9 protein-coding genes are annotated in these 12,286 nt (G+C 46.4%); 2 read left to right on the top strand and 7 right to left on the bottom strand.

The window, feature by feature from the left end:
• Window positions 1-67: 67 nt before the first annotated feature.
• The 6 genes from AXE82_RS09765 to AXE82_RS09740 all read right to left on the bottom strand — a co-directional run bounded on the left by AXE82_RS09765 (window position 68) and on the right by AXE82_RS09740 (window position 6,757).
• Complete coding sequence (locus AXE82_RS09765; protein WP_062334190.1) at window positions 68-1,144, bottom strand: WavE lipopolysaccharide synthesis family protein; 1,077 nt, start codon at window positions 1,142-1,144, stop codon at window positions 68-70.
• Window positions 1,145-1,332: 188 nt separating this feature from the next.
• Window positions 1,333-2,304, bottom strand: coding sequence for an HpcH/HpaI aldolase/citrate lyase family protein (locus AXE82_RS09760; protein WP_062334187.1), 972 nt, complete (start codon window positions 2,302-2,304; stop codon window positions 1,333-1,335).
• 77 nt (window positions 2,305-2,381) lie between these two features.
• Entirely contained in the window at window positions 2,382-3,518 is a 1,137-nt protein-coding gene (locus AXE82_RS09755; protein WP_062334184.1) for a cysteine protease StiP domain-containing protein, read from the bottom strand.
• A gap of 2 nt (window positions 3,519-3,520) precedes the next feature.
• Window positions 3,521-4,351 (bottom strand): HAD family hydrolase, encoded by an 831-nt coding sequence (locus AXE82_RS09750; protein ID WP_062334180.1) that lies wholly within the window; start codon window positions 4,349-4,351, stop codon window positions 3,521-3,523.
• Between the two features lie 96 nt (window positions 4,352-4,447).
• Entirely contained in the window at window positions 4,448-5,647 is a 1,200-nt protein-coding gene (locus tag AXE82_RS09745) for a phosphoribosyltransferase domain-containing protein (RefSeq protein ID WP_062334177.1), read from the bottom strand.
• A 27-nt stretch (window positions 5,648-5,674) separates the two neighbouring features.
• On the bottom strand, window positions 5,675-6,757 hold the full coding sequence (locus AXE82_RS09740; RefSeq protein WP_062334173.1) for an ATP-grasp domain-containing protein: 1,083 nt from the start codon (window positions 6,755-6,757) through the stop codon (window positions 5,675-5,677).
• Window positions 6,758-7,200: 443 nt separating this feature from the next.
• Here AXE82_RS09740 and AXE82_RS09735 point away from each other — a divergent pair, with 443 nt between their 5' ends.
• Window positions 7,201-9,252, top strand: coding sequence for an OPT family oligopeptide transporter (locus AXE82_RS09735; protein ID WP_082741462.1), 2,052 nt, complete (start codon window positions 7,201-7,203; stop codon window positions 9,250-9,252).
• A gap of 195 nt (window positions 9,253-9,447) precedes the next feature.
• Here AXE82_RS09735 and AXE82_RS09730 read toward each other — a convergent pair whose 3' ends face one another.
• The gene (locus AXE82_RS09730; RefSeq protein ID WP_062334170.1) at window positions 9,448-10,962 is read right to left on the bottom strand and encodes an aminoacyl-histidine dipeptidase; all 1,515 of its coding nucleotides are present in this window, start codon (window positions 10,960-10,962) and stop codon (window positions 9,448-9,450) included.
• Between the two features lie 228 nt (window positions 10,963-11,190).
• On the opposite strand from AXE82_RS09730, the gene tauA reads away from it, so the two are divergent.
• Window positions 11,191-12,270 carry a taurine ABC transporter substrate-binding protein gene (gene tauA, locus AXE82_RS09725; protein ID WP_065252133.1) on the top strand — a complete coding sequence of 360 codons (1,080 nt, stop codon included), beginning with the start codon at window positions 11,191-11,193 and terminating at the stop codon, window positions 12,268-12,270.
• The last annotated feature ends 16 nt before the right edge of the window (window positions 12,271-12,286 follow it).

Below are 12,286 nucleotides of genomic sequence, written 5' to 3'. Positions count from 1 at the left end.
GTTTAATTGTTTAACTGTTGAAAAAAAAGCTTACCATCTGTTGGGTAAGCTTTTTTATTTAGCGGATTTAGGGATAAAGACGGGAGAAAATCTGCTGTTGATCAACTGGGCTAGTTTGATAAAACTCTGCCGCAGCGATACTTTTCATCACCGCTCGTTCATCTGCATGCGCCAAGCGGGTTTCGTCAACTTGGTTGGGATACCAATATTGATAAAATAACTGATACCAGTCATCATGGCTGATGCAGTTCATCGCCATAAAAGCATCGGTCAATGTCCACTCGTATTTGGGTAACCGCAGCCCGTAGTCTGTCATATCAAGCACAATCACTTCACTCGCCAAAAATGCCTTATGCGCGTCTAGAATCTGCTCGTTGAGCTCATTGTAATAGCTTGGCGTGGCAGCGTAGCCGATTTGATTGGCATAATGAGTGGCAATATGCTGCTCGACAGCCAACCGGGTGCGAAAGGTATTGTCCGCAAATTTGGCATCGATATCTTGTGCATGCGACTCAAAATAAGTGGCATTGTCACGACTCATCAGCGGTGCCGACCAAAACGCCTGCAGTCGCTCGGTCTTGCCAAACTGCGCCCAATCGCTGATATGAAACGCCATATGCTCAAACATGCTAGGGTCGATGGTAAAAAACGACGGCACTACAATCGGCGAATAGTCGGTTGCTTTAGTTTTTGAGGATAAATGGGTCTGGGAATGTACCGTTACTTGCTGGGTATAATAGCGATAAAATTGCAGCAGATTGTCATTGAGCAAGTAGCTATCGGTGCGTAGTTTGAGCGCATATTCGGTGCTGACTTGGCTTAAACCCGCTTGCGTGGAGATGATTTGTCGATTGACGTTGTTAGGGGCGTCGTAGCCAAATTTGATATTGGGTAGACCACCAGGATCTGGGTTTAAAATCAGCTGATCGATACCTAATTTGTCGGCGCTGTCAAACTCGGTGGGCAACGCAAGCGTATCCCAAGTCGATAATACAATGGTTGCCTGGGGCAAGGCTGCTCGGGTTTTGGCGACGTTAGCTATGAAATCGCTGCCGTCATCGCCGCCCTGCCCTAGCTGATGAACGTTGATACCACCTTGAAAAATAACCGTCACTGACTGACTGGGGAGAGTGTTTGCTTGCATAGGTTTCCATGATGCTGATTATCAGTTAAATTGTTATCATTAATTATTGTTATCTGCTAACCCGTCATCATAGCGCAAATTTGTTCAATTATCGGTCAGTGATTTGTTATCTGACTTTGATGTGACAAACTGTTAGACAGTGGCTTTTAGACACTGGCTGTTAAACCTTAGCTTTTAAACATTGTCTGTTAGACATTGGCACGGAGCATCACACTGGTCGCCCACGCGCGATGCGTGGCTGGCTCAAGCATACTGTTGTCTTGCTTGAATACCGCCTTGGCATCAGTAGCAAGAATCGCGGTGGCTTGACTGCGCTCTATGTCATTGACATAAAAAGCTTGTTTGACTGCAGCAATTTGGTCAGGGTGAATGATGGTTTTTCCCACCAGTCCCAAGGCGACATCTTGCCGCAATTCTTCAGCAAACAAGGTAGGTTTATCCAAATATTCAAACACGGGCGCGGTCAAATAAAAACCTTGCGGCACGAAACACGCAATTAACTGATAGATGAGTATGCCGACTGGGGTTTGATAGATCGTCACATCAGACGGACGACGCAAGCGCAGCGAGGCAAATAAATCATTGCCGCCAATACGCAGTGCCAAAATCGACTGGCTAAACCCTTCGCTAAACGCTAGCGCCAGTTCTTGGTTGTGTATCGGGTTAAAGATGAGTCGAGTCTCAAGGGTCGGCATCAATAACTGTGTCGATGGCAATGCCTGACAAGCCAATCGCCAATCAGCAAGGCTTTGCATATCAATTTTTGGTAACACAAAGCCATCTACCAAAGCAATCGACTGCCAACTAGCAAGCTCGCTGAGCATCAAGGCGTTACGCGGTCGGATAAACACCATCGGGCGTGAGCCTCGCGGTGAAATTGGACACGATTCATCGTTAACACCATGCGTCTGGGCGTGCTGAGCCCATGTTGCAAGCAGCTGCTTTAAATTTGCGAGCGCGGCAGGAATCTCACTTTCACTTACCGCATCTTCCAAACAAATCACGATACTGTCAATCTCAGCCAATTTTTGCTGGCTAATAATTTGCCAAATATCTTGGCGCGTGGCTGGCATATAAAGCGTCGCACCCAGCTGATAGGGATTGATAGTCGGCGCAACAGACGCAGGTAAAAAATGATTTACAGGGTGTAATAGTGTCATAAAAGTACAATGTGCGTAAAAGAGCGGTTAGGATAAATGGGCGGTTAACAAGATCGATGAGCGCAAAGACGCGGTTATCATTGGCTTCTGTTCTTAATAATGGTGACAGCTTGGTAGGGTGCAATACTGGCATCTTCAATTAATTGAATATTTTTTTCTTTACAAAGATGACGCAGTAATGCCGTATCTTGTCCGTCTGCCATCTCATTGACCAATACATACTCAGGGTCGCGCCGTAATATCGCGCGGGTCGCTTCAGCAATGGTGGGTTTGATACGGTTGCGATTGTTGATGGCAAAGCGCGCCGCTAAGTCATCTATCACAGACTGGGTGGCAAAAGTCGGCAACAACTTGCCCGTTAGCGGCGTTGGTAAAGGTATTTGCTGACGCAACCCATCAATGGTTTGGATAAACTCGCCACTGCGGTCCCAAGGCTGTAACTTGTCATAATACACTGCTTGGTGCAGTCCATCACTGGGCTCACGATACAGGGTACGCGATATCAGCCCAGAGACAGTGCTATTGAGCAAACTTGCCGGCATCAGCCAATCATCATTACTTGCCGATAGCCAAGCCACCCCAGCAGGATCTGCCAACGTCACCAGTGGAATCACCCCGTCACCTTGGTGAAACAGTTGCGCTTGTTGCCGCTTATCAGTGATTTGGGCTAAACTTCGTTGCAATTCACCATAGATAGCCCCTTTACCCGTCCAACCATCGACAAACACAATCGGGCTATGGGGATGTTGCTGCAAAATATATTGCAAGGCAACCGGGTCAAGCCCGCGGTCACGGATGATACTCACCCCGTAATGCTGACTGGCTAACGTATAACTGGCAGATGCATCACTAAGCGCTTTTTGCAGCAATACCCCAATCGGCAATCCTGCCCGCACGAGACTGACCAATATCAGCGGCTGCGAGGCACTCACGCAAGCATGAAATAGCTGATGTAAGCTAAAGGCAAGGCTTGTGACATCATTTGCCATGCGCTGTTTGCCTGCCATCAATGCTTGATTGTACAAGGCTTCATGCGTGGCGCTGGGCGGCTTTTCAAGCGTCAGCATATCTGAATAATGGCGCTGACCTGATTGGATTAACGCTTCTTTTTGGGTTGGGCTGATATCATTGACGCTATCAGCACTGACGATATCGAGCAGCAAGGTAACATAAGAAGGTAAATAACTACCCGAAAAATTCGCTTGAATTGTCATGATTATAAGCACCCTTGGCTGATAGCATCATGTAGTTGCCCTCGATTGGGCGTGCCATACCAGTCCAATAATTGTAAAAACGGCAAATCTGCCAAGCTATCACCAAAACCAAAACAAGGGCGGTTTTTATCCAAATGATAATCGAGCAAAAAACGCATCGCGTGATGTTTGTTGACGACGTGCGGCAACAATGCCAAGTTATTGGCATTAACATGGATATAAAACTCATCGCCCAAATCAGCCGCCTCATTTAGCAGGCTCGGCAGCTGTGCCGCAAACTGCAGCAAAGCATCGTGGTCTTTATGCTGATGTTTGATGGCGACATATACCATCAAATCCGCCGCGTTATCGTCTACTATAAAGTGTTCATAATGTGGGGTTATGCGTAGTGCTTCAAACCCTGCCAATCGCGCCATAAGCTGGGTCAGTTTGGGTTGTAGCGCCACCAATTGCCCTGCCATTAGCCGCTGCCAACGCGCACAAAGCTGCCCCGATGGCTCGATAATCACCGCACCATGGGTCAAGACTTGCCAACTATCAAACGGCAGTTTCACGCGCATAATCTCAGTGGTATCTCTTGCAGTGACGGGGATGAGCTCCGTTGATTGGGATAACCAATTAAAAAAATGGCGCTGCTTTGGGGTCAAAAAGCTCAATGGCGCATTCTGCTTATCGACGGTCGCCGCCACCAACCCATCCATAGGCAATTGCCAAGCGGCAATTTTTCGCTGGGTTTGAAACAAGGTATCATCCAAATCCATCAACGCATAAGGCTTGACTAGCGCGACGTTTGATTCAAAAAAACGGGCTTCGGGTTTAAAAAAATCGGTCATTCACACTCACTTTTATCAAACTTAACTTTTATCGATTTTGTGGCTAATTGGGTTTTGGTTGTCGGACTTCAGATATCGGACTTCGGTTGCCAAGTGTCAGATTTTGGGTCTTGGTGAAATTACCATGACATTATCAAAGCGCTGCCAAATCTCATCCACGCTATCTTGGGGGGTTTCCACGCACAACAGCACCCAATCCCACGCCTCAGGCGTCACGTTGTAAACAAAATTGGTCATGCCCAAGCCATAATGATCAAAGAACTTGATGACGCTAGTCACGGCGCTATCAGCATGGATGGCGATGGGTGAGCGCGTCAAGGCGGAAAATTTGACATCCGCTTGATACTGCGCCAAGCGTTCGGCAAGCAGCAACGGCAACCAAACAAACTCATTACTGCCCAGTACCAAGATTTTTTGATGGGCGAATGACGCTAGGGTCAATTGCCTTTGGCGAAGCGTATGATGCAAACCTTGCAGCAAAAAATCCAATCCTGATGTACTATCGCGTGTCGGTTGTCTACCCCAATTGCCGGTAGGCAGCAGTGGCTGACTGCCTGCCTCTGTGGTTGACACATTTGGCATGGTAACCGCGGGCGCATTCACCCTATCTGTCCACGTCCAATCTCCTGCCAGCAAATGGTGGCGAAAAAAAGCGATGTCATTAAAAATATTATTATCCGTTTTGCCCAGTTTCTTGCCCAGTTTCTTGCTCAGTGACCAATCAACTAGCGTCGCCAAATGCACTTGCTCAAGCTTACTCATTCCTGCTTGACGCAGGGCATTGACCACATTTTGGCAGGTATTACCTGTGGAGGCTTCGTCATCGACCATAATCAAGGTTTTGGCGTTTTCAACGTTCGCTTGTAGCGTGCTGTCATCACTTTGGTAAATCAAATGCACGCTGGCATGACTATGATCTTCGCTAAACGTGGCAAACAGCGCTGCTGCCTGTGCATGCCGCGTCGAGTTGAGCAAAATGGCTTGTGGATAACGCGCCTGCAGCACTTGATGCACCCCTGCCGACAGTCCGACTGCGGTCTCCGCCATGCCAATCACCACAATCGGCTCGGGCAAATCATCGGGTATGAGAGTTGCCAACTGGGTGAAAGCTTGTCGCATCTTATCGGGAGATACCGGAATATGTCGCCCCAATACTTTGGATACAAACAAAAACGCGCGCTTGGGATTGATACGCTCAGCAAACCCCAACAAATCATCAAGCTGATAATCAGCGCTGGTTTGATAACGTAAAGTAAGCTCGCCACGCGATAACGAAATGGTTTTTTGCTCGGTCATGGCGTCTATTATCCTGTTACTTTTGCGTTAGCCGATTTTGACACTGGTCATCAGCGGACGCACGATGCAAGGCGTGATAGTATCACGTACCGCTGCCAACTGCGGTTTGGTAATACAGCCTGACCAATAGGCAAAAGCTAATTGGGTTAAATTCATCGTACCGTTGTCAAAGGCGTGATCGGTATAACCAATCCCACCTGACGGGCGGCTATTGATTTCCAGTACCTTGTGCGTCCCATTTTCATCAGCTTTGGTTTGGATGCTCACAATACCATCGGCTTTTAGGGCTGCCACCAGACGCTTGACAAGTTCCATCACTGCTTCGTCATAGCCCACATGCTGCTCACTGCCTTCTTTATAGCGCGTCACTGCGGCTAACACTTCCCCTGTCTCACATACCACATCAATCGAATATTCTTTGCCTGCTAAATATGGCATCAATAGCATGGCAATGGGTTTGTCAGTTACCATTTGGCTATGGTTATAGGCGTGTAAAAATTGTGCAAGATGAATTTTTTTAGCATCGGTGAAATATAAATGCTCAAAACTATCCCACGCCTCAACCGCTGCGGTATCGAGTCGCCAAAACCCTTGCGCAAATATGCCTTTAACGGGTTTTACACATAACGGCTGCCCACCATGCAAGGCTAGCAGTGCCATTAATTCATCTGTATTAGCAAACTGCCAGCCACTTGCCACAGGGATGTCATGTTGCTGGCAAAAAGCTGTAAAAGCGGCTTTATCATCCATTAATTCAAGCGTGGCTGTGTCAGTTGCGCCTGTCAATAACCGAATACCGGCTGCTTTGAAGTCTTGACGTCTGGCTTCGTAATCTTGGCTATTGCGCCCTGTGAGCACCACTTTACTATTGTGCTTTTTGGCCTGTTCAAGTACAAACCCAACCCGCTCACTTGGCTCGGATGGCTCTTGGTACGCTATGTCGGCACAGTTTAAGATTTCTGGTCGTGGTTGTCGATGGGATGCCACGATGGTCATCGGTAAGTTATATTGGCATTTCATGGCTTGCATGGCACGTAGCATCTCACGCTGGCTTGACTGCCCTTCTGCCAACCAAATTGAAAACGGGGTATTACTGGGGTTTAAAATCATTCAATTTCCATTAGCAAATCTTCATACAACTTTAATCGATTGTCATTGAGATATAACATGCTGAGTGTGTAGCAAGAATTATATAGTAGATGATGCGAAATTTTAATCTATCTTGCTAAATAAACCCTGGCTGCCACTGCAGGATATGCTTGACTACTTGTCTTTACTTTACTTAATTTTTCTTTGCTTAGTAGGTAAGACTTATTATTTTACTAATCACATAGATATCTTATATCTATATGCATGAGGCGCAACTATTATTGGCGTGCTTTGCCAAACAACGTTTGCTGCACAATGATAGCCATATTCAGACCCGTAGGGTTTCGATGTTTCGAGGGTGAGGGTGCTAGATAAAAGTTATTGTTTTAGCCATAAAACGCAGTATAATCCATAAGATTTTTTTTACTCACCATCAACTTTTGCTTTTACATGGAGATTTGCCCATGCAAGTTCAGCCTATCGGTGATATGTATGCCAATCACAAAGAATTGACGCTAAGGGGCATTATTCTTGGGGCATTAATCACTGTTATCTTTACCGCGTCCAATGTATATCTTGGACTTAAAGTCGGTTTAACGTTTGCCTCGTCCATTCCGGCGGCGGTGATATCAATGGCAGTTTTAAAATTTGCCAAAGATAGCAATATTCTTGAAAATAATATTGTACAAACCCAAGCTTCTGCGGCAGGTACTTTATCGTCCATTATCTTTGTGTTGCCAGCGTTATTAATGCTCGGTTACTGGACAGGGTTTCCATTTTGGCAAACCACTATTTTATGTATCGCTGGCGGTATCTTGGGGGTGATTTTTACTATTCCACTTCGCTATGCGATGGTGGTAAACAGTGATTTGCCGTACCCTGAAGGCGTTGCCGCTGCTGAAATTTTGCGGGCAGGCGAACAGGATACATCAGATGATACCCCCGCTCAGTCAGATGCCTCAACAGGCGCCAAGGATATTGTGATTGGTGGCGCGTTATCAGGCATTGTAGCGTTTTTGACCGGTGGACTTAGGGTATTGGCAGATTCGGCAGGCTACTGGTTTAAAGCAGGCTCGGCGATTACCCAATTACCCATGGGGTTTTCCTTGGCGCTACTTGGCGCAGGCTATCTAGTTGGTGTAGCGGGCGGTATTGCTATTTTGCTGGGTATCATTATTGCTTGGGGTGCAGCGGTGCCGATATTGACGAGCATGACGCCTCAGCCCAGTGACGTAGAAATGTCGGCATTTGCCATGAAAATCTGGAAGGAAAACGTCCGTTTTATTGGTGCAGGTACCATTGGTGTTGCCGCAATTTGGACGCTACTGACGCTCATGAAGCCAATGATTGAGGGATTAAAAATTTCCATGCAGGCGCTCAAAGGTGGCAATTCATCAAACCTCAGTCGTATGGAGCAGGATTTATCGCCCAAGGTTATGATCGGCTGGACGGTGGTAATGACGTTGTTATTGGCGGTTAGTTTCTATCAGTTTGTGGCGGATGCAAGCTTGCCAGCGGGTTTGGCATGGTTGCTGGTGTTGGTTTGTACCGCGGTCACCTTTATCATTGGTTTCTTGGTAGCGGCAGCGTGTGGTTATATGGCGGGCTTGGTTGGATCGTCGTCTAGCCCAATTTCAGGTATTGGTATTATCTCAATTGTGGTGATTTCGCTCATTTTATTGCTCGTTGGTAATGCCTATCCGCAATTGTTAACCACGGGTGATGGCAAATTTGTCACCGCGTTGGCGTTGTTCTGTGGTTCAGCGGTATTATGTGTGGCGACGATTTCAAATGATAATTTGCAAGACTTAAAAACGGGTTACTTGGTAAAAGCCACACCTTGGCGTCAGCAAATTGCCTTAATGATTGGTGTCGTGGTAGGTGCATTGGTAATCTCCCCTATTTTAGAACTACTGTACAAAGCTTACGGCTTTACTGGGGCATTGCCTCGCCCTGATATGGATGCCTCGCAAGCCTTGGGCGCACCGCAAGCAACCTTGATGACCACGATTGCCAAAGGGATTTTCGCGCATAATTTGAACTGGGACTTTATCCTTATCGGTGTGCTGATTGGTGCGGTACTGATTGTCGCTGATACCTTATTACGCAAAACTTCAGCGGGTAAATACAGCTTGCCAGTATTGGCAGTGGGTATGGGCATTTATTTGCCACCTACCATTAATATGCCGATTTTTATAGGCTCGGTGTTGGCATGGTGGATTAAAAACCATATCACCAAAAACAGTGCAGCGGCGCAACGTGAGCGCAACTTAAAGCTTGCAGAGCGCAAAGGTACGTTATTTGCTGCAGGGTTAATTGTGGGCGAAAGCTTGATTGGCGTTATTATGGCGTTTATTATCGCTGCGTCAGTCACGACGGGCGGCTCAGATGCACCGCTGGCGCTTAAACTTGCTAATTGGGACAATATTGCCCAATGGCTAGGGTTATTGGCATTTATATTGGCTATCGTGATACTAGCAAGACGCGTGTTGAGCAGTGCCAAAACATCGGCATAACAAGCATTAAAACCCAATATCTCTATACATCCTTGAAAATCAGTAAACCCTTGAAAATCAGTTTTTTCAAGGGTTTTTTATGTATCGCGGTTTGAGAAAATAGGCTCAAAACCCTAGATTTAAAATCCTAGATTTAAAACCTTAGCAACGACATTTTTTCACAACTGTGATAGCAGCATGAGCAATCATTAGCAATTACAAAACTTTTAATAAGTCTAATAACACCTGCCAAGTTTTTGCCACGCTGGCGATTTCTACGCGTTCTTTGGGTGAGTGCGCCGCACGGATATTTGGACCAAAAGAAATCATGTCCATGTTTGGCGCTTTACCCTTAAATATGCCGCATTCAAGACCGGCATGAATCACCTGCAGTTTTGGCTCGCCTGCAAAATGGCTCGCCATCACAGATTTTGCCACTGCCAATAGCTTAGAATCTGGGTCAGGTTGCCAGCCTGGATAATCATCGCTTAACTCTAGCGCTGCCCCTGCCAAATCTGCTAAAGCTTGTAGCCGCTGGGCAATGTCATCTTTTGGGGTTTCACCCAAAGATCGCATCAGACAACGTATCTCAAGGGTGGCGGTGTGATTATTGTCGTGAGTTTGTTCAAGCTTTACCACACCCGTGCTAATTGATGTATCTACCACGCCGGCAAAACTATCGCTCATCCGTATTACGCCATTGGGTAGGCTACGCAGCAAGTTAAGCACACGCTGACTGTCGGCTATACTAAGAGCGGACAGGTCGGTAGATGCCAGTGACAACGCGTCCGTCGCTACTAGTTTTTCAACAGTGACGGTGAGGTTGGGTTCCGTGATTTTATATTCAGCTTGTAGCGTTTGCAAGATAGTGGGAAGCAACTGGCTGATACGCTCAAAATCACCCAACACCGCCGCAGAGGCTTCGCGCGTAATCACATTTCGCAGTACCCCACCTGTCCAGTGTTGTAGATAAAAAGGCGATGAGCCAAAAAGGCTTGCCAGCACGCGCGCCAGTAATAAGTTAGCATTGGCTAAGCCTTTATGAATATCAATACCAGAGTGCCCACCTTGTAGCCCGCTCACCTTAATTACCATCGGCGTGACATCCTCGGTTACGGTAATAAGCGGACAAGTTAACTGGAATGTGGCATCACGCCCGCCAGCACAGCCAATAAACAGTTCACCTTCATCTTCCGAGTCAAGGTTAATCATCGCAGGTGCGGTCAGCCACTCAGGGTGAATGGCTTGGACGCCGCCCATGCCGATTTCTTCTTCACAAGTCAAAATCAATTCAAGTGGTGGATGGACAATATCATCACTAAACGCCACCGCCAATGCCATAGCAAGCCCAATACCATTATCTGCCCCAAGCGTCGTATCGCTTGCCCAGACCCAATCATCTTTAATCACCGGTTTGATAGGGTCAGTGATGAAATCATGGTTGGTGGTTTCCCCTTTTTGTGCCACCATGTCAAAATGCGCTTGGATAGCCACCGCAGGATGGTTTGCCATCTTGCTATCAAGCTGTACGCTTGCTGGTTTATAGATAAAAATATTGCCTTTTTCATCTTTTTTGACCGTTAACCCGTATGGCTGTCCGCGGGTTTGTACTGCTTGAACAATAAAGTCACCCAATGCGTGTTCATGAAAAGTAGGATGTGGAATAGCACAAATTTGATCAAACCATTGCCAAACAGCAGTGGGTGACAGTTGAGAGAGATTGGTTGTCATGGTATTGCCCGATTTTTAGTGTATTAACTATCAAAGGCAATATTGTAGCGAATTTTACATACGAATGGTCAGCTTATTTCTGGTTAGCTTAGTTATAGGGCGATTGGCAAACGCACAGTATTATTCCATTTTAGAAAATACAATATTTTTAATATTATTTTACAGAATATACAGGTTTTTACATAATAATTCACATAAAGAATATCTATGATGAATTAAGAGGTAAAAATGACTAAGCAAAATAAATTATTCGCCGCAGGATTGACCGCAGGGATTGTAGCGATTGGCGCGGGCTATGTTTATTCTCAATCAAATTCGCAGTCACAAACACAGTCGCAAAACCAAGCAACGCCCACCAGCGCATCCGCAGCAGGCAACACATCAACCGCAGATAGCAAGCAAGCCGTTACCATTGCTTATCAAACGGGGGTTGACCCAGCCAAACTTGCTCAAGCCGACAAAACCTATGAACAAACCACGCAGCGTGATATCAATTGGCGAAAGTTTGATACCGGTGCAGACGTCGTTGCTGCCATCAGTGCCGGCAGCATTGATATTGGCAATATCGGCTCAAGTCCACTGGCAGCCGCTGCCACCAAAGGCGTACCGCTTCAAGTTTTTTTGGTGACCAGTGAAATCGGTGAAGCAGAAAGCTTGGTCGTCAGAAATGCTAGTAATATCAAAACACCGCAAGATTTAATCGGTAAAAAAATTGCCGTGCCCTATGTTTCTACCACCCATTACAGCTTACTTGCCGCGCTGAAGCATTGGAACATTGACCCAAACAAAGTCACCATTATTAACCTTCGTCCACCGGAAATCAATGCGGCTTGGGAGCGAGGAGATATTGATGCCACGTATGTTTGGGAGCCTGTTTTAAGTAAAGTCAAAGCCACTGGGCATGTTTTGACGACTTCAAAAGAAGTGGCTAGCTGGGGTAGTCCGACCTATGACTTATGGGTGGCACGTAAAGATTTTGCCCAAAAAAATCCTGACTTCTTAAAACAGTTCGTCAAAATCAGCACCGATGCCACCGGTAAATATAGCCAAGACCCTAAAGCATTCATTGGTAATGCTAGCAACGTGCAAAAAATTGCGCAAATTACCGGTTCAACACCGAGCGATATCAGCACCCTACTGGCAGGCAATCGTTATCTACCCGTCAGTGAACAGCAGACTTTGCTACAAAAACCATTTGCTGACAACATCCGCAAAACGGCTGAATTTCTTAAGTCACAAGGCAAGGTGGATACTGTATTAGCTGATTATTCAGATTTTGTCACCAATCAATATTTGGATAGCAAGTAATAGCAAGGCTTAATAA

The organism is Moraxella osloensis (assembly GCF_001553955.1).
GTDB classification, from domain to species: Bacteria; Pseudomonadota; Gammaproteobacteria; order Pseudomonadales; family Moraxellaceae; genus Faucicola; species Faucicola osloensis.
The sequence above is the reverse complement of the archived record's forward strand: the minus strand, read 5'-3'. Positions and strand labels throughout refer to the sequence as shown.

What these genes read in the sequence shown, in the direction of transcription:
- AXE82_RS09765 (WP_062334190.1), bottom strand. Translation starts at nt 1,144, where the DNA reads ATGCAAGCAAACACTCTCCCCAGTCAGTCAGTGACGGTTATTTTTCAA.
- AXE82_RS09760 (WP_062334187.1), bottom strand. Translation starts at nt 2,304, where the DNA reads ATGACACTATTACACCCTGTAAATCATTTTTTACCTGCGTCTGTTGCG.
- AXE82_RS09755 (WP_062334184.1), bottom strand. Translation starts at nt 3,518, where the DNA reads ATGACAATTCAAGCGAATTTTTCGGGTAGTTATTTACCTTCTTATGTT.
- AXE82_RS09750 (WP_062334180.1), bottom strand. Translation starts at nt 4,351, where the DNA reads ATGACCGATTTTTTTAAACCCGAAGCCCGTTTTTTTGAATCAAACGTC.
- AXE82_RS09745 (WP_062334177.1), bottom strand. Translation starts at nt 5,647, where the DNA reads ATGACCGAGCAAAAAACCATTTCGTTATCGCGTGGCGAGCTTACTTTA.
- AXE82_RS09740 (WP_062334173.1), bottom strand. Translation starts at nt 6,757, where the DNA reads ATGATTTTAAACCCCAGTAATACCCCGTTTTCAATTTGGTTGGCAGAA.
- AXE82_RS09735 (WP_082741462.1), top strand. Translation starts at nt 7,201, where the DNA reads ATGCAAGTTCAGCCTATCGGTGATATGTATGCCAATCACAAAGAATTG.
- AXE82_RS09730 (WP_062334170.1), bottom strand. Translation starts at nt 10,962, where the DNA reads ATGACAACCAATCTCTCTCAACTGTCACCCACTGCTGTTTGGCAATGG.
- tauA (WP_065252133.1), top strand. Translation starts at nt 11,191, where the DNA reads ATGACTAAGCAAAATAAATTATTCGCCGCAGGATTGACCGCAGGGATT.